This is a genomic window from Polaribacter sp. SA4-10 (assembly GCF_002163835.1).
Taxonomy (GTDB): Bacteria; Bacteroidota; Bacteroidia; order Flavobacteriales; family Flavobacteriaceae; genus Polaribacter.
Genome location: NZ_CP019331.1, coordinates 285,292 through 306,424 on the forward strand (window position 1 = coordinate 285,292; position 21,133 = coordinate 306,424).

General features: G+C 28.9%; 18 protein-coding genes. 8 read left to right on the forward strand and 10 right to left on the reverse strand.

Going from position 1 to position 21,133, the window contains the following annotated elements:
* Positions 1 to 18: 18 nt before the first annotated feature.
* Both BTO04_RS01280 and BTO04_RS01285 read right to left on the reverse strand, forming a co-directional pair.
* The gene (locus BTO04_RS01280; RefSeq protein WP_087562765.1) at positions 19 to 747 is read right to left on the reverse strand and encodes an acyl-CoA desaturase; all 729 of its coding nucleotides are present in this window, start codon (positions 745 to 747) and stop codon (positions 19 to 21) included.
* A gap of 60 nt (positions 748 to 807) precedes the next feature.
* Positions 808 to 1,380, reverse strand: a complete 573-nt coding sequence (locus BTO04_RS01285) for a Crp/Fnr family transcriptional regulator (protein ID WP_087562766.1) — start codon at positions 1,378 to 1,380, stop codon at positions 808 to 810.
* 169 nt (positions 1,381 to 1,549) lie between these two features.
* Between BTO04_RS01285 and BTO04_RS01290 the strand changes: the two genes are divergently transcribed.
* Complete coding sequence (locus BTO04_RS01290) at positions 1,550 to 2,113, forward strand: hypothetical protein (RefSeq protein WP_087562767.1); 564 nt, start codon at positions 1,550 to 1,552, stop codon at positions 2,111 to 2,113.
* Positions 2,114 to 2,286: 173 nt separating this feature from the next.
* Here the strand turns inward: BTO04_RS01290 and BTO04_RS01295 are convergent, their stop codons facing one another.
* The 6 genes from BTO04_RS01295 to BTO04_RS01320 form a co-directional block, all read right to left on the reverse strand.
* A complete protein-coding gene (locus BTO04_RS01295) occupies positions 2,287 to 3,177 on the reverse strand; it encodes a DUF2971 domain-containing protein (RefSeq protein WP_087562768.1) in 891 nt (296 codons plus the stop codon).
* A gap of 192 nt (positions 3,178 to 3,369) precedes the next feature.
* On the reverse strand, positions 3,370 to 5,358 hold the full coding sequence (uvrB, locus tag BTO04_RS01300; RefSeq protein ID WP_087562769.1) for an excinuclease ABC subunit UvrB: 1,989 nt from the start codon (positions 5,356 to 5,358) through the stop codon (positions 3,370 to 3,372).
* Positions 5,359 to 5,424: 66 nt separating this feature from the next.
* Entirely contained in the window at positions 5,425 to 10,989 is a 5,565-nt protein-coding gene (locus tag BTO04_RS01305; protein ID WP_087562770.1) for a T9SS type B sorting domain-containing protein, read from the reverse strand.
* A 45-nt stretch (positions 10,990 to 11,034) separates the two neighbouring features.
* Positions 11,035 to 11,880: an ABC transporter permease gene (locus BTO04_RS01310; RefSeq protein ID WP_087562771.1), complete on the reverse strand. Its 846-nt coding sequence runs from the start codon at positions 11,878 to 11,880 to the stop codon at positions 11,035 to 11,037.
* 76 nt (positions 11,881 to 11,956) lie between these two features.
* Positions 11,957 to 12,856: an ABC transporter ATP-binding protein gene (locus BTO04_RS01315; protein ID WP_087562772.1), complete on the reverse strand. Its 900-nt coding sequence runs from the start codon at positions 12,854 to 12,856 to the stop codon at positions 11,957 to 11,959.
* A gap of 168 nt (positions 12,857 to 13,024) precedes the next feature.
* Complete coding sequence (locus BTO04_RS01320; RefSeq protein WP_087562773.1) at positions 13,025 to 13,525, reverse strand: hypothetical protein; 501 nt, start codon at positions 13,523 to 13,525, stop codon at positions 13,025 to 13,027.
* A gap of 71 nt (positions 13,526 to 13,596) precedes the next feature.
* Here BTO04_RS01320 and BTO04_RS01325 point away from each other — a divergent pair, with 71 nt between their 5' ends.
* On the forward strand, positions 13,597 to 14,013 hold the full coding sequence (locus tag BTO04_RS01325; RefSeq protein ID WP_087562774.1) for a PaaI family thioesterase: 417 nt from the start codon (positions 13,597 to 13,599) through the stop codon (positions 14,011 to 14,013).
* 1 nt (position 14,014) lies between these two features.
* Positions 14,015 to 15,067, forward strand: a complete 1,053-nt coding sequence (locus BTO04_RS01330) for an isochorismate synthase (protein ID WP_087562775.1) — start codon at positions 14,015 to 14,017, stop codon at positions 15,065 to 15,067.
* A 137-nt stretch (positions 15,068 to 15,204) separates the two neighbouring features.
* On the opposite strand, the gene BTO04_RS01335 is transcribed toward BTO04_RS01330, so the two are convergent.
* Both BTO04_RS01335 and BTO04_RS01340 read right to left on the reverse strand, forming a co-directional pair.
* Positions 15,205 to 15,576, reverse strand: a complete 372-nt coding sequence (locus BTO04_RS01335; RefSeq protein ID WP_087565297.1) for a PUR family DNA/RNA-binding protein — start codon at positions 15,574 to 15,576, stop codon at positions 15,205 to 15,207.
* An 86-nt stretch (positions 15,577 to 15,662) separates the two neighbouring features.
* Positions 15,663 to 17,411 carry an ABC transporter ATP-binding protein gene (locus BTO04_RS01340; RefSeq protein ID WP_087562776.1) on the reverse strand — a complete coding sequence of 583 codons (1,749 nt, stop codon included), beginning with the start codon at positions 17,409 to 17,411 and terminating at the stop codon, positions 15,663 to 15,665.
* 272 nt (positions 17,412 to 17,683) lie between these two features.
* Here BTO04_RS01340 and nusB point away from each other — a divergent pair, with 272 nt between their 5' ends.
* From nusB to coaE, 5 genes are all read left to right on the forward strand, one after another.
* The gene (gene nusB / locus BTO04_RS01345; protein WP_087562777.1) at positions 17,684 to 18,622 is read left to right on the forward strand and encodes a transcription antitermination factor NusB; all 939 of its coding nucleotides are present in this window, start codon (positions 17,684 to 17,686) and stop codon (positions 18,620 to 18,622) included.
* Between the two features lie 53 nt (positions 18,623 to 18,675).
* Positions 18,676 to 19,140 carry a DUF1573 domain-containing protein gene (locus BTO04_RS01350; RefSeq protein ID WP_087562778.1) on the forward strand — a complete coding sequence of 155 codons (465 nt, stop codon included), beginning with the start codon at positions 18,676 to 18,678 and terminating at the stop codon, positions 19,138 to 19,140.
* Position 19,141: 1 nt separating this feature from the next.
* The gene (yajC, locus tag BTO04_RS01355) at positions 19,142 to 19,459 is read left to right on the forward strand and encodes a preprotein translocase subunit YajC (RefSeq protein ID WP_087562779.1); all 318 of its coding nucleotides are present in this window, start codon (positions 19,142 to 19,144) and stop codon (positions 19,457 to 19,459) included.
* A gap of 104 nt (positions 19,460 to 19,563) precedes the next feature.
* Entirely contained in the window at positions 19,564 to 20,502 is a 939-nt protein-coding gene (locus tag BTO04_RS01360; protein WP_087562780.1) for a CdaR family protein, read from the forward strand.
* The gene (coaE, locus tag BTO04_RS01365) at positions 20,503 to 21,093 is read left to right on the forward strand and encodes a dephospho-CoA kinase (protein WP_087562781.1); all 591 of its coding nucleotides are present in this window, start codon (positions 20,503 to 20,505) and stop codon (positions 21,091 to 21,093) included.
* Positions 21,094 to 21,133: the final 40 nt, after the last annotated feature.

A 21,133-nucleotide genomic window follows, 5' to 3' on the forward strand; every position in this document is an offset into this window, starting at 1 on the left:
GATTGTAAATAATTTTAGTTAAGATTTTATTTTAATAAGTTGTAACTTATTAAGTACTTTCATTATCACATACGTTGGGTCAATTTCATGCCATCTTACACCACCAAAATTAGCATTACTACCATGTTTGTGATGATTATTATGATATGCTTCTCCCATCATTAAAAAATCAAAAGGCAATAAGTTTTTAGAGGTATCTTTTACTTTAAAGTTAACGTAGCCATAAATGTGTGCATACCAATTTATAATTACTCCATGTATAGGCGCCATTAATATAATTAGTGGTAAAAACAACCAAAGCCACCAAGTTGTTGCAAATTTCATAAAAAATAAAATATATAAAACTGTCCAAAAAATTCTTGAATAATAAGAACTAGCAAATGCATCAAAACGAAACCATTGAGGAACATTCTTTGTGAATTTATCATCAATTGCTATTTTTTTCTTATTAATATTTTGATACGTAGATTTTGTTCTCCACATCATCGCAAACACATTTTCATCATATTTAGGTGAATGAGGATCTTTTTCTGTATCTGCATATGCATGGTGCATTCTGTGCATTACGCCATAACCATAAGCACTTAAATAATTAGCGCCTTGAAACAACCATGTTAAAAAATAGGTTATTTTTTCCGCAGTTTTAGACATCGTAAACGATTGATGTGCAGCATATCTATGAAGAAAAAAAGTTTGAAAAAACAAACCTCCATACCATAAAACAATAAATAATAATATTACTTCCATTTGCGTATAAATTATACTGCAAATTTAGAGAGTACTATTAGTTGGTGCAATGAACCTGAGTTAAGAAATTCGTTTTCTAATTCTACTTAAAGCTTGTGGAGTTACACCAATATAAGATGCAATATATTTTAAAGGAATTTGTTTTATAACATTAGGTCGCTCTTTAAAGAGCTTCAAATAGCGTTCTTCTGGTGTGTCATTTAATAAGGATTGTTCTCTTTTAGATTTGATTAAAAATAATCTTTCAGAAACATAACGACCTATCGTATTTCCTACTTTAGTCGTTTTATAAACCTTCTGTAAGTCGGTATAAGAGATGCTCCAAAGTACAGTGTCTGTTAACGTTTCTAATTGGTAAAGTGATGGTGTTTGTGTTATAAATGAATCATAAGCGCTCACAAATTCACCCTGAAAACTAAAACCGAAAGTTATTTCTTTTTCTTCGTCTTCTTTAGGGATAAACAAACGTACCTCTCCTTTTTCTATAAAAGAAATACTATTTTCTATTTCCCCTTTTTTTAGAAATGAACTTTTCTTTGAAAATTCTCTCTTTTTTAAAAGAGAAGAAAAAAACAACCAATCCTCATCGTTAATAGTAGCAATAGATTCTATGTATTTTCTAAATTTCTGCATTATCGATTTTTCCACGGATAAAAATAGCTGATTTTTAGATAGAAAATATTTTTTATTCAACTTAATATATTAGTTAGCTTTTAGCATCTCCTTATTTAAAAAGAACTTAACTATTTATTACGTTTTTTTGATATATATTGTTACTTCATATTAGTTTATAACAAAAAAAATGAAGAAAATTCTATTTTTAATGCTATTTCCATTGCAAATAATAGCACAAGATTTACCTAATTCAGTAGTGTTTTGGAATACTTTAAAAGAACATTGTGGAAAAGCTTATCAAGGCGAAATTGTTGCAGGAGCTAAAGTTGGAGATGGTTTTACTGGCGAAAAATTAGTAATGCATGTTCGCTCTTGTGAAGAAAATACGATTAAAATTCCGTTTTTTGTTGGTGATGATAAATCTAGAACTTGGGTTTTTACAATGAGTAAAAACAATTTAATGACATTAAAACACGATCATAGACACAAAGATGGTTCTGAAGATAAAATTACTCAATATGGAGGTTCTAACCCAAATACGGGTTTAGCAGGAATTCAGTTTTTTCCAGCAGACCAAGAAACTGCTAGTTTAATTCCGTATGCTTCTAATAATGTTTGGTGGGTTACTGTTGATAAAACAAGTTTTACATACAATCTAAGAAGAATTGGAACAGATAGGTTCTTTTCTGTAAAATTTGACTTAACAAAAGAAATAGAAACTCCAAGTGCACCTTGGGGACAAAAGGAGTAAGTTATTTTTTAGTTAATACCATTTTTTGAGTTTAGCTAACGGTTTGGCTAGGAAAAGTAGCGGTTTAGAAACCGTATTTTTAAGTTTTAGAAACATTCTATTTTACTGAATTAAGCAATCTTTTTAGCCATTTTTATGCAAAGTTGTTTTAAGCTTATATTATTGAAATCTACTTATTGTCTTTTTCCGAAAAGCTTTATTTTAGGAAGATTGTGTAGCTCTTTCAAGTCTATTTTCTTTTTAGAAAACTGTTTTATCTTTGGTAATGTAATTTCAGTCCTTTCAATTTTTTTATCAATTAATGTTTGAAATAGTTTAACATCGTCATTGATATTATGTTCCTGAATTATTCTTTCAATTTGTGAACTGTCAATATTATTTCCAAATACTATTTCTTTTATATCTATATCCAAAGATTGTAATAAACCCAAAGGTTCTTTAGATATATTTTCGGGGATTAGGAAAGGTGCCCAAGGATAAATCATTCTCCACTCTTTTTCATATGACCAAGATTCTTCTTTCAATGAAAATGCAGTTACCAAACCTTCTTCTCCATCTAATAACCTTTTATTAATATCATTCTGATATATTACGGGAAAAAGATATTCCTTGAACTTTGAGATGTCGAAACCTACGCAAACTCCACTTTGTCCGTTCGAATATCTGTCCCACATTGGTCCCTCTCTCCAAGATTCTGAAAAACAACAAATTCGACACTTATTAAAATTCTCAGCCACCTCCTTGCTTAATGGTTTAAACGTAAAAACATTTGGATTTGAAGGTGGAAATGTAGCCGCTGAATCTTTTACATATGACATTTCACAAGGGTCATTTAAGTATCTTTTTGTAGAGAACCAAAAGGTACCTTCGTTTAAAGTACTTAAAAATCTAGCTGTATAGTCCTCATTACCATTTACTCCTAATGGGAAATATTTGTATAAAATATCGGGAGAGCTAGTGTTGTCTGAACAAGAAAGAAGTAATACTTGACTATAAAGTTTATTATCATATTGAGTTCTTTCCACTTTAGGTTTTAAAAACCCGAAGGCATAACTTTTACTCATAGAATTAGTTTTAAATGTATACGGCAAATTTTGTTTAGTTCAGTTAAATAATTACGCACAATTTAAGACAATTATATGTCGTTTTAATACTGAATCAATTTCAGTACAAGTGACTTATAATCGGCGTTAGCCAAGTTCGCTTTTTGGAAGGAGAAAATAGTGCATGTAAACACCTGTTTTTTCTTAAGTAATTTATAGTTTTTCTTTTAAAACAGCAATTTCATCACGTAATTGTGCAGCAACAATAAAATCTAAAGATTTGGCAGCAGCTTCCATATGTTTGCGTTTTTGCCTAATTCGTTTTTCTATTTCTTCTTTTGGTAAGTATTGTAAATCTTGTTCAGCAGCAACTTGTTTTGCGTTGTCATAATGATAACTAGAAACGGCAGATTTAGATAACGTATCATCAATTCTTTTATTAATCTGAGTAGGAGTGATGTTGTGTTTTGTATTATATGCAATTTGTTTTTCTCTTCTTCGGTCTGTCTCATCCATGGTTTTTTGCATACTCTTGGTAATTTTATCAGCATACAAAATAGCCAAACCATTTACGTTTCTTGCTGCTCTACCAACAGTTTGTGTTATAGATCTGTGGCTTCTTAAAAAACCTTCTTTATCTGCATCTAAAATAGCAACCAAAGAAACTTCTGGTAAATCTAAACCTTCACGTAAAAGGTTGACTCCAATTAAAACATCAAACAAACCTTTACGTAAATCTTGCATTATCTCTACACGCTCTAATGTATCTACATCAGAATGAATATATCTACAACGTATTGCAACTCTAGTTAAATATTTGGTGAGTTCTTCTGCCATTCTTTTGGTTAATGTGGTCACCAAAGTACGTTCGTCTTTTTCTACTCGTATTTGTATTTCTTCAATTAAATCATCTATCTGATTTAAACTTGGTCTTATTTCTATAATTGGATCTAATAAACCTGTGGGTCTAATAACTTGTTCTACAAAAACACCTTCTGTTTTTTGAAGTTCATAATCTGCAGGAGTTGCAGAAACATAGATTACTTGATTCTGAATTTCTTCAAATTCTTCAAATTTTAAAGGACGATTGTCCATGGCAGCTGCTAATCTAAAACCATATTCTACTAAGTTTTCTTTTCTACTTCTATCTCCACCATACATTGCATGTGTTTGCGGAATTGTAACATGACTTTCATCAATCACCATTAAATAATCATCTGGAAAATAATCTAACAAACAGAAAGGTCTTGTTCCTGGTTCTCGCCCGTCTAAATAACGAGAATAATTTTCAATTCCAGAACAATACCCTAATTCACGTATCATTTCTAAATCGAATTCTGTTCTTTCTTTTAATCGTTTTGCTTCTAGATGTTTGCCAATTTCTTTAAAATAATCTACTTGCTTCATCATATCTTCCTGAATTTGATGAATGGCATTTTGAAGTACATCTGGTGATGTTACAAACAAGTTTGCAGGATAAATGGTGAGTTCTTCAAATTTTTCTAGCACCGTATTACTTTCTAAATCAAAGGATTCTATTTCTTCAATTTCATCGCCAAAAAAGTGAACTCTATAGCCATTATCTCCATAAGACGGATAAATAGTTACCACATCTCCTTTTACTTTGAAGGTGCCACTTTTTATTTCGTGTTCTGTTCTAGAATATAAACTCTGTACTAATTGATGTAAAAATTTTGTTCTTGCAATTTGTTGTCCAACTGCTACCGGAATCACATTTTTCTTAAATTCTATGGGATTTCCAATTCCGTATAAACAAGAAACCGAGGCAACAACAATCACATCTCTTCTACCAGAAAGTAGGGAAGAAGTGGTACTTAAACGTAAACGCTCAATATCTTCATTAATAGATAAATCTTTTTCTATATAAGTTCCAGTTACTGGAATGTAGGCTTCAGGTTGATAATAATCATAATAGGAAACAAAATATTCTACAGCATTTTCTGGGAAAAACTGTTTAAATTCTGAATATAATTGAGCTGCTAATGTTTTATTATGAGCTAAAACTAAGGTTGGTTTTTGCACTTCTTGTACAACATTTGCCACAGAAAATGTTTTTCCAGAACCTGTTACCCCTAAAAGTGTTTGAAACCTTTCTCCGGCTAAAATTCCTGTAGAAAGTTGCTTTATTGCTTGTGGTTGATCTCCTGTTGGAGAAAATTCTGACACCAATTTAAATTCCATAATGTAAAAATACGGATACTTTTTTGTAAAATATCCGCATTTTTTTAAAGTTTTAAAAAGTGAGATTTACTTTCTCAGTAATGAGAAATGTCCTTTTTTAAATATAATAGATTTACGAGGATCTATAGGAATTAGTTGAACATTAAACCAATAATCATTCGAAGGCATTAGTTTGCCATTATAAGTACCATCCCAACCGGGTCCATCAATTGGTAATTGGGCAATTAATTTTCCATATCTATTAAAAATATTGATACTACTATTAAGGCTATAAATAATTTTTCCAACACCTATTACCATCCAAGTATCCTTAATTCCATCATCATTTGGTGTAAAGAATTTTGGGTATTGAATTACAGAAATTATTAATTCTTCATCTGCGATACATCCATTTTTATCATGTACGATAATGGTGTAAATTCCACCTTTCAGATTTTCGAAAAGAGGGGCATCTTGAAAACCAATTATAGGAATTCTTTCACCATTATCTTCGTTTCTTAAAGCAAATTGATAGTCGCCTTTTCCTAAAGAATTTTTAAGAGTATCTATAAATATTGATATATTATCTTGAGAATTAATACTGATAGATTCTTCAATAATGGTTACATACTCTTCTAATAAGGTCGCTTTTTCAGATTCTTTTACATACATAGTTTTAGTGCTGCTACATGTAGTTGTTTTATCTGTTGCTGTTAACGTATATTCTCCACCTTCTTTTATAATTAAAGTTTGGTCTGTACCTAAAGTAGTTCCATTTTTATCTATCCATTCATAATTATATTCACCAGCAGGATTTTCAGCTTCAAGGATATGAGGATCTGTGTAGTTTAAGCACAAAACTTGAGGGGTAACCCTAAAATCTGGTAAAGGAGTAATATTTAGGTTAAAAGATAAGCGTGTATGTGCACAAATAGTAGGAGCGTTTTTTGTGTTTTCAACACGTACATAAATAGTTTGATTGTTACGTTTGTTTTCAAACGTATTTTCATCAATCGCTAGTGCCAAATTTCCAGCTTCAGCATCTGCTAAAGAAGTGTAAAAAGTAATAGTGAAATCTGTAAATTCACTTGGTTGGTAGTTGGCAAGAATTTCTGGTATTTTATTTTTTAAAGTAATATCTCCATTAATTCCATTGTTATCATCTTCAAAACGATCAGAAGTGTTGTCACAATCAGAATAATCAGAAATATTAATAGGGATGTTTGATTCTGGATACACTAAAAGCTCGAAAGTAGAAATATCAGATTCACACGTATTTCCAACTAAATCAATTACTTTAAAGAAAATTGTTTCAATTCCTGGGTCATCTGTATTAAAATTAGCAGGAAAAATAGTTTCACTTGTTGTGTTTTCAAAATCAGTAGAATTCGTTATTTCGTTTCCATTTTCAGCATCTTGTTGCGTTAGATAATAAGCAACTCGACTTGTTCTACCAGCTAAGATTTCAGTGTCTTTCGACGTTAAATCAATGTTTTGAGCAATTCTATTTCTAGTGTTACTATCTGAAGGAGTGGCAACATCACATACTGCAAGAGGTGTGATTGTTGTAGAAACTAAAGGATTAGGATTTACAATTATTTTAAAAGACACGTTGTTGTTAAAACATTGTGTATTTCCATTTCTGTCTTGTACACGAACATAAATAATCTGTTCACTAATATCACCTAAAGTAAAACTTATAGGAACAGTGTTTGTGAAATTAGTATCGTTTGTAATAAGATCTGCATTTGTATTTACACCAATTGCAGTAGTATGAAAAGAAACAATATAATCTGTTTCAGTTTGCGTTGCTCCTAAGATATCACTAACGTTGTTTCTAAGATTAATATTTGAATTACGGCCATCTGTTGTGCTGCCAGATAGTGCATCATCACAAAGATTAAAATCTGAAGGTTTATTTGCTAATGGAAACGGTTGTACTGTTAAAGTAAGTTGTCCAATACCACTGCAATTATTATTTACTTTATTCTTTATTTTGATGTAGATTATTTGGCTATTAATGTAAGAAGGATCATTATTATTTCTATGATTAGAAATATCAGGAATTTCATTTACAGAAGCATTTCTATCTGCAATTGTTTCATAAAATAATATTTCTAAACTTGGTTGAATTAATGTAGGGAACAAGTTCATAACTTCTTGTTCAGCTTCACTAAAATCGAAAAAAGTAATTCCATCTGTATCTGAATTAGCTATAGTATTATTACCATCAGCATCTAAAAAATCATCACAAGCAATAAAATTTCTGTTATAATCAACATCACTAGCAAAAGAAACAATTAATTCTAATTTAGATATTTTATAACATCCTTGATTAGAGATTGTCCTAACCCAAGCTTCACCAGTATTATTAACAAAATACATTAATTTATTAGCAACTTGAGGCGTACCTGCAATTGCTTCAGCTTCTGTGTTATAATATTCAAAAGTTTCATTTGCTCTATTGTCTGAGATACTAATTTCAGCTTCACTTAGGTTAAATGTGGCTATTAAATCAGGGTTGTCATCACATTGTTTAATAATTACAGGGTTTGCTTTAATAACAGGCAAAGGATCTACAATTAATTGAAAAGAAGTAAATGAACTTCCTGCTGTATCATCTGAAACTATATAACAATTAACATTCACTTTATTTTCAACTCTTACATATATTGTTTGAGTGTTGGTAACTTGATAGTCAGCATTTTTATCAATAGCATTCGTTGTGCTGCTCGTTTGGGCATCTGCAATTGCAGTATGATAAGAAATAGTGTATTGTAATGGATTAAGTGTTCCTAAAATTTCAGCATCCTTAGTACTTAATCTAAAGCTATTTGTAATGCCATCTGTTGTGCTGCCAGAAAGAGCATCATCACAAAGATTGAAATCTGAAGGTTTATTTATTAATGGAAACGGTTGTATTGTTAAAGTAAATTGCCCAATACTAGAACAATTATTATTTACTTTATTTTTTATTTTGATGTAGATTATTTGGCTATTAACGTATGAAGGATCATTATTATTTCTATGATTAGAAATGTCAGGAATTTCATTGACAGAAGCATTTCTATCTGCAATTGTTTCATAAAATAATATTTCTAAACTTGGTTGAATTAATGCAGGGAACAAGTTCATAACTTCTTGTTCAGCTTCACTAAAATCGAAAAAAGTAATTCCATCTGTATTTGAATTAGCTGCAGTATTATTACCATCAGCATCTAAAAAATCATCACAAGCTATAAAAGTTCTATTATAATCAACATCACTAGCAAAAGAAACAATTAATTCTAATTTAGAAATTTTATAACATCCTTGTTTAGAGATTGTTCTAACCCAAGCTTCACCAGTATTATTAACGAAGTACATTAATTTATTAGCAACTTGTGGCGTACCTGCAATTGCTTCAGCTTCTGTGTTATAATATTCAAAAGTTTCATTTGCTCTATTGTCTGAGATACTAATTTCAGCTTCAGTTAGGTTAAATGTGGCTATTAAATCAGGGTTGTCATTACATTGTTTAATAATTACAGGGTTTGTTTTAATAACCGGCAAAGGATCTACAATTAATTGAAAAGAAGTAAATGAACTTCCTGCTGTATCATCTGAAACTATATAACAATCAACATTCACTTTATTTTCAACTCTTACATATATTGTTTGAGTATTGGTAACTTGATAGTCAGCATTTTTATCAATAGCATTTGTTGTGCTGCTCGTTTGGGCATCTGCAATTGCAGTATGATAAGAAACAGTGTATTGTAATGCACTAAGTGTTCCTAAAATTTCAGCATCCTTTGTGCTTAATCTAAAGCTATTAGTAACACCATCTGTATCTCCACCTGTACTTGCTGCGTCATCACACAATCTGTAATCTGTTGGTTGTATTGGTTTTGGTTCACTTGTTACTTCAAGAGTAAAACTTGTAAAGGCAAAACAAGTATTGGGTACAATTTTATTAACAACTCTTACATAAATTACCTGAGAACTTGCCTCACTAACTAGATAAGGGATCGTTAAATTTGTGCCCACAATATTGTCATTCGCTTTTTCTAAAGTATCAAAATATAAAACATTAAAAACTGTTGAATCTAATCCGTCTAAAATTTCTGTATTTTTTAGTGCTTCTAAATCAAAACTATATGCTTGTGTTAAATCAGTATTACAAAAGATAATATCTGTTGGTTTTTTTGCACTAGCCGCATCAAAAACCTCAATATTAAAAGCGCCTTCACGTTGAGTTGAAATACCACATTCATTAGTAAGATTAACAATTAAAGTATATTTTCCACTATTCGCTTTTGATAAATTATTAAGAGTTAAATTAGGATTTGTGTCTATTGGAATGGTTTCATCATTAAAAAACCATTGGTACATAATATTTGTACCTGTAAGAGGTTCTGGAATAAATGTTTTGTTATCTCCAGTACAAAACTGCAAATTTTCATCGTTTACTACTTGATTTGAAACTTCTTCTGTAATTTCTATAGGAATTAGTAAAGAGGAAATAAATGGAGGTAAACCTTGGCCTGTTAGTTTTCCTCCTAAATTAATTGCATTGTTCGTGTATATAATTTTATTTGCAGCAGCATTAGGGTTTTCAATAGCATCTAAATGATTTTTATCTGGAATAGAAATATAAATTTTTCCATCTGGTCCCAATTGAAGTGCACCTCTATACCCATTCTTAGTTATAATTTTAGTTCTGCTAGAAGCGATATCTGTTTGATTTAAGTCAAATTGATAGATATTAAATTTGTCATCATAAGTTGAGGCATATAATTTTTTACTATTTCTAGAAAAACTAACGCCATAAGGAGAATTGTTTGAAAAATTAGGAATTAAAACTTCTGGATTTAGGCTAACAACTCCACTTTCATTATTAAAATCAAATAATAATAAACTTCCAATTTTAGATATGCTAATTTGATTATAGTCTGCAAAGGCAATTTTAGTTCCATCTGGTGATATGTTTAAATACCCTCTTTTATCTTTCGCAGTAAAGTTTACTCTACTAGTAACCACATCTGAAACTCTAACTCCAGAAACATCTATTTTATATGCAAAAAATGTGTTTTGTACAAAAGATACCACCCAAAAAGTATTACACTCTTTTCCTTGAACAGCAGCTACTTTTTCTGACCAATTTTCACTTAAATCAGAATTCGTATTTGGGTCTATAGCCAAATTTATTGGTCCTTCTATAATTTCTCCTAAATTGTTGTTTTTAGAAATATCTATGGTGTAAAAATTGAAACCTGGGTTTTCAGGCTCTGTACTTAAAACAGCATCTGTTCCAACCGTAAATAAATAGTAAATTGTTGCAGACCCTGGCTTAGGAATAATCATACCAGATTGAGTACTTGTTGGGTTTCCTTGTAAATCATTTCCAGGATTTCCATTGCTATAATTCATAACAACATGGTTTTTGTTGAAAACAGAAATACCATCAGAGTAAAATAATAAATTACCATTAAAGTCAGAAAAGGAGGAACAACCTTCGTCTGTATTTATTTTTCCATTAGTAACTCCTGTAGGAGGAGTTGTGTTAAAATTTACACCAGCATTTTTTCCAAAGTACCAAAAATTAGCCTCTTTTTGAGAGAATAAATTTAATGCCATGAAGAAGAGTAATATAGGGGTTACTTTTTTCATTTGACTATTTATAACATAACAAACGTCAAATTTATTTAAATAGTATTACAAATCTCTCTTTTTTAATAAAGCGTAAGACAAATAGATAAAAATGAATGTCCAAACACTTACAATAATGATTGTGCTAAAGTCTACGGCATAACTTTTGTTAATTGTTTCTCCCATTGAATTTGCAGCAGATCTAACTGCACCTAATCTAGAAAAAGGTTCTTTTATTAAGTTTGTCATTGCCTCTAAAGGCAAAAATTGCATAATGCTATCCACTTTTTCTGAAGTGTTTTCAGCACTTTTAAAAGTCCAAAATAAATATCCTTTAAACATGCTTTCTCCAATTAACCAAACCAACATTGCGCCAACCGCAAAAGCAGATCTTTTTACAAGAATACCTAAAAATAACCCGAAAGAGAAAAAACCTACTAGCTTAATAAAAAAGGCTAAAATATATTCTAAATCTGAAGTTATAATTGACAGTTCATTGTAATCTGAATATGAGAATCCTAAAATTAATGAAACCACAAAAACAAATACGGTTGATATTAACGCAAAAGCAATTACAGCATAGAATTTTGATAAAATGAATTCCTTTTTACTCAAGCCATCTATTAAATTCTGTTTTAATGTTTTATAACTGTATTCATTTGCGATCATAGAAACAATAACAAGTAATAAAAAGAACTTTAAAATAGCAGCCATATATGTATTAAAGTGCCAGATATAAGGAAAATTAAAAATCCCCATTTCTGCTAAATGAAACTTTATTGGCCCAATATCAAACTTTATTGCAGCAATTAATGCAATGGAAGTTAATAAGGCAAAATAGATGATTGACAGTACTTTACTAGCGGTATTGTGTCTTAATTTATGAAATTCTATAGTTAGTAGTCTAAACATGATGTGGTATCTTTTGTGAATTTGTTTTCGATAAAATTTCGTAAAAATGAAATCACTCGAACTGCTATTCAGTGGATTAGTTGTTGTTTGTTAAATCTAAAAATTGTTGTTCTAAACTTGGTTTACGTTTTACCAAATGAGATAAAATAAAACCTTTATCAAACAAGTATTTATTGATTTCTGTAGATGAAATCTCACTTTTTAAAGTAGCAATTATAGTTTCATGCTCTTTTGTTATTTTGTCAATTGAAGGGTGTTCTTGTAAAAGACTAATTAATTTATCTTCATTTTCATCAACTTTTAATTCAAATAAACCATTAGAAGCGGTCATTTCATCAACAGTACCACTATATAGTTTTACTCCTTTTCTAATAACAACTACATGAGAACACACTTTTTCTACTTCATCTAATAGGTGAGAAGCTAATAGAATTGTTGTTCCGTTACTTGCAATATCTTTTATAATTTGACGAATTTCATGAATTCCTTGAGGATCTAATCCATTTGTAGGTTCATCTAATATTAAAATTTCTGGATCATTTAACAAAGCAGATGCAATTGCTAAACGCTGTTTCATACCTAAAGAAAACGTTTTAAACTTACTGTTTTTTCTTTCAAAAAGATTTACAGTTTTTAGTTTCTCGTCGATTTTGTCTGTTGATATTCCTTTAATTTTACAGATTAGCTTCAGGTTTTGATCTGCTGTCATGTAAGGATAAAAATTTGGTCGCTCAATAATTGCTCCAACTTTTTTTAAGGCTTCATGTGTAGATAATTTTCCGTTAAACCAGGAAAATTCACCAGAAGTTCTGTTAACAACATTTAAAATAATACCTAAAGTAGTAGATTTTCCACTTCCATTTGGACCTAGAATCCCATAAACATTTCCTTTTTGTATATCAAAAGAAAGATTATTTACAGCATGAACGTGTCCGTATTTTTTATCGAGGTTTTTAAGTGATAAGATAGTTTCCAAAGAAATTGTTTTAGTCAGTTATATAAAGTAAGACGACTAATTTACAATTTTGTTACTGAAAAAAGTGATATTGTTAAAAAGTGTAATTGTTTAATCGTTAAAACCACAAATTAAGGTTTTTGCACAGATATTTACACAATTAACAGCTTAAACAGGTATACGTTTTTGTTAATATTCATTAAAATCATAATCATCAAAATTGCCAAATTCATCATCAATATCTCCTTCTTCATCAAATAGATCTTCTGTTTTATCTGCAACAAATTCTTTTTCTGGAGCTTCACTAGGTATTTCGCCCACAGTAAGAATAATTTGAGGTAAGCCTTCTTTCTTTTCATCAGAAATTTCAATAACTTCAACATAAAATGTCCACATCTTTAAAAAATCATAAACATAAATAAGTTTATTGTTCTCTTCAGGTAAGGTTTCATTTAATAGGCACGTTTGCATAGAAATACCTTCACCAATTTCTTCCATGTTAAATAACGGAATTTCTTCCCCTTGATTCCACTCTTCATCAGTTTTATAAAAGGAAGCCATTTCTTGCCCTTTAAAACCAAAAGATTTTGCAATAGTTAAATGTAAAGTTTCAAGATTTATAATGTTATCAACTAAAATAGTTCTAATTATATCTTCTTTGATGTCTAGAATTACGCGTATTTTGTACATGAAATGGTTTAATTTCTTAACTGCAAAAATACAATTTTTTATATGTACTTTTACATTATAAATAAAAAGACATGGATAAAAAAGCGATATTAAAAGCATTTAATGAGCGTTCTAAACATACATTAATGGAAACGCTTGATATTGAATATATTGCTGTTGGTGATGATTTTTTAATAGCAAAAATGCCAGTAAACTCTAGCGTTCATCAACCTTATGGACAGCTTCATGGTGGCGCAACTGCTGCTTTAGCTGAAAGTGTTGGCAGCGCGGCTTCAAATTTTTTTATTGATAGTAAAACGCAATTTATAAACGGAATTCAGCTTTCTATAAATCATATTAAAAGTAAACGAGAAGGAGTTGTTTTTGCTACTGCTAAAAATATTCATAAAGGAAAATCTACTCATTTATGGGAGGTTACAATTGTTGATGAAGAAGATAATTTAATTTCTGTAGCCAAAATGACAAATATTGTTTTAGAAAGAAGGTAATATGAATATTTTTAAAAAAATAGAAAATTGCTACGAAAAAAAACTTCCTTTTGTAGTTTATAGAAAACCAAATTCTAATGAAATCTCCGGGGTATTTTTAGAAGATGAAACTCTTTATTATACAGATGATTTTAAAGAAAGCGGTTTTGTATTTTCGCCTTTTAATGGTGAAGAAAAATCCATTTTAATGCCATTATCAAAATCAGAATTTATTAAAGAAAATCTTCATTTAGAAGATAGTTTTCTCTACAATAATGATTTTGAAATTGATGAATCATCAAAAAAGAGTCATATTCATCTTGTAGAAAAAGCAATCGATGTTATTAATGATAAAGAACTAGAAAAAGTAGTTGTTTCAAGAAAAGAGACTGTAGAAATTACTGATTTTGATGTACTTAAAATTTACAAGAAATTACTACAAACGTATCAAAATGCTTTTGTTTATGTTTGGTATCATCCAAAAGTAGGGTTGTGGCTTGGCGCTACTCCAGAAACACTTTTAAATTTAGAAAACACTTCTTTTAAAACAATGTCTTTAGCCGGAACCCAGGTTTTTAGTGGTGAAGAAAATGTTGTTTGGAAAAACAAAGAGCTAGAAGAGCAGCAACTAGTTACCAATTTTATAGTGTATCAACTTAAAGGTATTGCATTTAATTTAAAAATTGATAAAATAGAAACGATAAAAGCAGGTAGTTTGTTGCATTTGCGAACAAAAGTAGAAGGCGAGATAAATGGAAAGTCTACATTAAAAAAATTAATTAGAGCATTGCATCCAACACCCGCTGTTTGTGGTTTGCCCAGAGAAAAAGCAAGAGAGTTTATTCTTAAAAATGAAAACTATAATAGAAGTTTTTATACTGGTTTTTTAGGAGAACTTAATTTTAAGAATAAAGAAACTCAAAATTCAACCCTTTTTGTGAATTTACGATGCATGCATATTGAAAATAATACAGCATCAATTTTTATTGGAGGAGGAATTACAAAAGATAGTAATGCTAAGAAAGAATGGGAGGAAACCGTTGCAAAAAGTAAAGTTATGAAACGAGTTTTGTAATAGTTTAAATGATAAAATTAAAAAGCGCAAACAGTATTGTTTGCGCTTTTTTCTTTGTAAATTGCATTTGAATTAATTATTTTTTATAAAGAGTTTCATAACTCAAAAAAAACTAAACTTTATACAGTGTAAGACTGTTATATATCGTCAAAAGAAACGTCTGTAAAGCTTTCTGTAGACTTAACTTCGTCTGCAGCATCTTCTGTAGTTTCTTCTTTCTTAAAATCTTTTTGATGACGTTCACTAATTACTTCATCTCCTTTTTCTGCAACGATATAATCTGTTGCTTTTGTTAGCATTTCTTGAAAATCTGAAAAATCTTCTTTGTACAAATAAATTTTGTGTTTTTGATAATGAAAAGTACCATCATCATGTGTAAATTTCTTACTTTCTGTAACAGTTAAGTAATAATCATCTGCTTTTGTTGCTCTAACATCAAAAAAATAAGTTCTTCTTCCTGCTCTCAATACTTGAGAAAAAATCTCCTCCTGTTCAACTCTATCGGCCATAATTTTTTTTAAATAGTAGTTATAATAATTTTTTTTACTCAACAAATCTAACAAAATATTTTACGTAGCAATGTTAAAGATTAAATTTATTTTTCTAAAAGTTGTTGTTCATACAAGTTTTTATAGTACCCTTCTTGCTTTATTAGTTGATTGTGAGTTCCTTGTTGTATAATTTCTCCTTGATCTAAAACAATAATTTTATCTGCATTTTTTGCAGATGAAACTCTGTGACTAATAATAAAAGTAGTCTTATTTTTAGATACTTTTTCTAAGTTTGATAATATTTTTTCTTCAGTTTCTGTGTCTACAGCAGACAAACAATCGTCAAAAATTAGAATTTTAGGGTTCTTAATAATTGCTCTAGCAATAGAAACACGTTGTTTTTGTCCACCAGATAAAGTTACTCCACGTTCTCCTAAAATAGTTTTATATCCATTTGTAAATTCAATAATATTATCATGTACCGCTGCATTTTTAGCAGCATTTATTATTTCTTCTTCAGTAGCGTCTTCTTTTCCAAATTTTATATTGTTTTCAATGGTATCAGAAAATAAGAACGGATCTTGAGGAACAAAACCAATTTGACTTCTTACGTTATCTAAATTAGCTTCTTTAATTGGTGTATTATCTAAAAAAACGGTTCCTATTTTAGTGTCATACAATCTAGAAATTAACTCTATAATTGTAGATTTCCCTGAACCCGTTTTTCCTAAAATAGCGAGTGTTTCTCCTGTTTTTACAGAAAAACTAATATTTTTTAAAGCGGTAATATTTGTATCATCATACGTAAAAGTAACCTCTTTAAAAGTAACATTTCCTTCTAGATTTGTTGTAGAAGTATTTGTACTTTGAATTTCTGGAACTTGTTCTAAAAACTCATTAATTCTCATTTGAGAAGCTTCAGCTTGCTGAACCATAGAAGTTACCCAGCCAACAACTGCAACTGGCCATGTAAGAATGTTAACATAAAGCATAAATTCTATAATAATTCCTATTTGAATTTCTCCATTTATATATTGTTTTCCTCCAACATAAATTACCAGTAAATTACTAATACCAATTAAGAAAACCATTAAAGGGAAAAATAATGCATTCGCTTTGTGTAAGTCTATATTTTTCTCTTTGCTTTCATCTGCAATTTCATCAAAATCTTTAATGATTGAAGGTTCAATTCCATACGACTTAACCACATTAATTCCAGAGAAAAATTCTTGATTAAATGTGGTTAATTTAGATAAATACTCTTGCACAATTGCACTTCTTTTATGAATTACTTTACTCAATATAAATATTGAAACTGATAATATAGGAAATGGTAAAAGTGTATACAAGGTTAGTTTTACATCTACATTAATCATTTGTGTAAAACCTACTACAAAAAGTACAATCATGTTCATTGTGTACATAATTGCAGGTCCAACGTACATTCTTACTTTAGAAACGTCTTCACTTATTCTGTTCATTAAATCACCAGTTCTATTTTTTTTGTAAAAATTGAGGGATAATTTTTGATATTGCTGGTAGATCTCGTTTTTTAAATCAAACTCTATTAATCTAGAAGTTACAATTATTGTTTGTCTCATTAAAAAGGTAAAGAAACCTGCAACCAATGCAACACCAATAATAATAAGTACATTTATTAATAATTGATGCTTAACTTCTTCTAAGTCTGTAATTTTTCCATTTTGATAATCTTCAACCACATTTAGAGAGTCTCTAATAATTTGTGGAATTTTCAATGCTAAAAGCTTAGAAAGAATTGTAATTAAAATACCGACTATTAATCGCCATTTGTATTTAGAAAAATATTTATTTAAGTAGTGTAATGCCTTCAATGAGAACTAAATTTTAAGGAAATAAAATTACTATTAATATGAATAAAGTAACTTATTATTATGTTAAATAATAAGTAGAATTTTATATTTTATATACAAGTACGAAGATACACGTTTAAAAGTAATACAGTAATATTTGATGCACTTGAAAAAAAGTAAAAACAAAACATAAAAAAGAACAGGAATCATAAGAGAATAAAAATAAAATAGTACTATTTTTGCATCGCGTAAGAAAATTCTTTCGCATTTTTTTAAAATAAGTTCTTTAGAAAATGATTAACAGAAGACATATTCGAGTTAAAGTAATGCAATCTGTGTACGCTATGTTGCAGTCTCATAATGATGATATCATTAGAGAAGAAAAATTTTTAAAACATAGTATCTTAAAAATGTACGATTTGTATGTTTTAAATCTTCAATTATTGGTTGAAGTACAGAAACTGGCAGCTAAAAAAATGGCGCTTTCAAAAAAGAAAATTCTTGCTACTAAAGAAGATTTAAGGCCAAACACTAAATTTATAGACAATAAAATTATAAACACAATTGCAGAAAGCATAAGTGTTGAAGGTTATATTGAACTAAACAATTTAAACAACTGGGAATTAGATAAAGAATATGTAAGAATTATTTTTGAGGAATTGCAAAAAAGCGATTTGTACAAAAACTATTTAGAAACAGAAGAGGAGTCTTTTAAAGCAGATAAAGCTTTTGTTATTGATTTTTTCAAAGAAATTATTGCTCCAAATGATAAGTTAGGAGCATTTTTTGAAGATACAATGATTTCTTGGGTAGATGATATTCCTTTTGTAAATACTTGGGTTGTAAAAACTTTAAGTAAGCAAAAAGAGAACAGTACTTTTTTCTTAAGCAGTCTTTATAAAGATAAAGATGATGAAGATTTTGTATCTCAATTGTTTAGAAAAACTGTTTTAAAACATAAAGAGTACGAGCAAGATATTACTGAAAAGACACCAAACTGGGAAACAGATAGAATTGCAGATATAGATATGATTCTTATTAAAATGTCTTTAACAGAGTTTATGAATTTTCCATCGATACCAACAAGAGTTACAATTAATGAATATATAGAAATCTCTAAAGATTATTCTACAGAAAAGAGTAGTTATTTTATAAATGGAGTTTTAGATAAAATCTCAAGAGATTTTATAGAAAATAAAAGAATTGTTAAAATAGGGAGAGGTTTACTGTAACTTAATTGTTTTAGAGCATTAATTTGTTATTTTTACACAAAATATTAATCACAATGAAAAAAGTAACAATTTTATTAGCATTTATAGTTTCTGTGATTGGATTTACTTCTTGTAAAGACGCAAATCCATCAGCAAAAATTAATAAAGAAAATTTAAACAAAGCAATTTCTAGAGATGTAGAAATTAAAAAAGGAACAGCATTAATTTCACTTGATAAAAAAGAGTATGATTTTGGTACTGTAGATGAAGGGGTTATTGTAGAAACAGTATTTAATGTTACTAACATTGGTGAAACTGATTTAGTAATTACAAAAGCAGTAGGTTCTTGTGGTTGTACAGTTCCTGTTTGGCCTAAAGATCCAATAAAACCAGGAGAAACAGGTGAGATTGCAGTGAAATTTAATACTTCAGGAAAACCAAATAGACAATTAAAAACGGTTACATTAACAACGAATACAGAAGCAGGTAGAGAAGTTCTTACCTTAAAAGGTTCTGTAATACCAAAAGCAAAACAATAAGATGTTTACAACAATGTTTTTACAATTTGATGCAGGAAGTTTAACAAGTATGTTGCCTTTTTTAGCAATGATTTTAGTCTTATATTTCTTTATGATAAGACCTCAAATGAATCGTCAGAAAAAAGAAAAGTCTTTTCAATCAGAAATTAAAAAAGGTGCAAAAGTGATTACTTCAAGTGGTATTCATGGTAAAATTGCAGAAGTTAATGCTACAGATAATACTGTAACAATAGAAACTGGTGCAGGAAAAATTAAATTTGAACGTTCTGCTATTTCTATGGAATTAAGTAAAAAATACTTAGCTCCAGAAAAAAAGTAATTTTCAATTAATAGTATTATAAAGTGAGCTTTATCTATTTAGATGTTGCTCACTTTTTTTGTTTAATAGCTTTTATGTAAATTGCAATATAATTTATTCAAAAATTGAAAGGAACTAAAAAAGTATCAAAAAATTTTATCGGATTTTTAGTAGCTTCTGTGCTAATTTGGTTGTTGATAACACTTTCTAAAGAGTATACAACAACAATAGCTTATCCGGTTTCATATATAAAAATACCTCAAGACAAACTTTTACAATCAACACCAAAAGAGGAAATAGATATTGTTATAAAGGCTTCAGGATTTAAAATAATTACTACTAAATTTAAGAAAAAACCAATAGTATTAACAGCAAACAGTTTAATTAGAAAAAGTAGTACTAAATATTATTTTTTAACTAAAAATCAGCTAATTAATATTCAAAAACAGTTGCTTTCTGGTATACAGTTGCAGCAAATTGTACAAGATACACTGTTTTTAGATTTAGGTACATTAGCGTCTAAAAAAATTGCAATTAAACCAATTTTAGATATTAATTATCATGTTGGATATGATATATCTAAAAAGATAAATATAAAACCAGATAGTATTATAATTTCTGGCCCAGAAAGTATCATTAATAAAATTAATTTTTTTGAAACAACTATTTTAAAATTGGATGACGTAAAGTCTGATTTTAAAGAAAAAGTTGAAATTTTAATGCCAAAAAACGAGAAAAATATTCATTTTAAAAAAGAATCTATTACAATTTCTGGAGTTGTAGAGAAATTTACAGAAGGTAGTTTTCAAATTCCTTTTACAATAGTAAATTTACCTGAAAATTTAGAATTAAAAACACTTTCTAAAACGGTAGAAGTAATTTTTGTAGTTGGTTTATCTAATTTTAACAAAATTAATAAAGACTCTTTTATTGTAGAATGTGATTATAAAAATGCAGAAAAAAACAATTTAAGATACCTAATACCTAAAGTTATAAGCAGACCTAATTTTATTAAAAGTGTTAAAGTTGTTCCTATTATAATAGATTTCTTAATTCAAAAATAAATGATTGTTGGTTTAACAGGAGGAATAGGAAGTGGTAAAACTACAGTAGCAAAACTCTTTTCTGAGTATAAAAATGTTGCCGTTTATATTGCTGATATTGAAGCTAAAAAATTAATGAATTCTTCAATAATAATGAAGTCTAAAATTATTAAAGAGTTTGGTGAAGAAGCTTATAAAGATAATCAACTAAATAGAGAATTTATAGCTAATATTGTTTTTAATGATAAAGAAAAACTAACAATATTAAACTCAATTGTGCATCCAGAAGTAAAAAAACATTTTCAAAAATTTGTTTTAAAAAATACCAAAAGAGATTACATTTTATATGAAAATGCAATTCTATTTGAAAGTAATAATACTTCTTTTTGCGATGTGATTATCTCTGTTTTTGTACCTTTAAAGGTAAGAATTCAAAGAGTTATTTCTAGAGATAACACTTCTGAATCTGCCGTATTACAACGAATGAAAAACCAATGGTTAGAAGCTAAAAAATTACTCCAATCTAACTATATAATTTGCAATATAAAGCTTGAAGACACTAAAAATCAAGTTGCAAAAATTCATAATATTTTAACAAAAAATAAAACATAGGTTTAAGAAAGTTCAACGTTTATGTTAAAAAAGACTTAAA

Coding starts and splice junctions, on each gene's coding strand:
- BTO04_RS01335 (WP_087565297.1), bottom strand. CDS start 15,576: ATGGCCGATAGAGTTGAACAGGAGGAGATTTTTTCTCAAGTATTGAGA.
- uvrB (WP_087562769.1), bottom strand. CDS start 5,358: ATGGAATTTAAATTGGTGTCAGAATTTTCTCCAACAGGAGATCAACCA.
- BTO04_RS01310 (WP_087562771.1), bottom strand. CDS start 11,880: ATGTTTAGACTACTAACTATAGAATTTCATAAATTAAGACACAATACC.
- BTO04_RS01295 (WP_087562768.1), bottom strand. CDS start 3,177: ATGAGTAAAAGTTATGCCTTCGGGTTTTTAAAACCTAAAGTGGAAAGA.
- BTO04_RS01290 (WP_087562767.1), top strand. CDS start 1,550: ATGAAGAAAATTCTATTTTTAATGCTATTTCCATTGCAAATAATAGCA.
- BTO04_RS01325 (WP_087562774.1), top strand. CDS start 13,597: ATGGATAAAAAAGCGATATTAAAAGCATTTAATGAGCGTTCTAAACAT.
- coaE (WP_087562781.1), top strand. CDS start 20,503: ATGATTGTTGGTTTAACAGGAGGAATAGGAAGTGGTAAAACTACAGTA.
- BTO04_RS01330 (WP_087562775.1), top strand. CDS start 14,015: ATGAATATTTTTAAAAAAATAGAAAATTGCTACGAAAAAAAACTTCCT.
- nusB (WP_087562777.1), top strand. CDS start 17,684: ATGATTAACAGAAGACATATTCGAGTTAAAGTAATGCAATCTGTGTAC.
- BTO04_RS01320 (WP_087562773.1), bottom strand. CDS start 13,525: ATGTACAAAATACGCGTAATTCTAGACATCAAAGAAGATATAATTAGA.
- yajC (WP_087562779.1), top strand. CDS start 19,142: ATGTTTACAACAATGTTTTTACAATTTGATGCAGGAAGTTTAACAAGT.
- BTO04_RS01350 (WP_087562778.1), top strand. CDS start 18,676: ATGAAAAAAGTAACAATTTTATTAGCATTTATAGTTTCTGTGATTGGA.
- BTO04_RS01285 (WP_087562766.1), bottom strand. CDS start 1,380: ATGCAGAAATTTAGAAAATACATAGAATCTATTGCTACTATTAACGAT.
- BTO04_RS01280 (WP_087562765.1), bottom strand. CDS start 747: ATGGAAGTAATATTATTATTTATTGTTTTATGGTATGGAGGTTTGTTT.
- BTO04_RS01305 (WP_087562770.1), bottom strand. CDS start 10,989: ATGAAAAAAGTAACCCCTATATTACTCTTCTTCATGGCATTAAATTTA.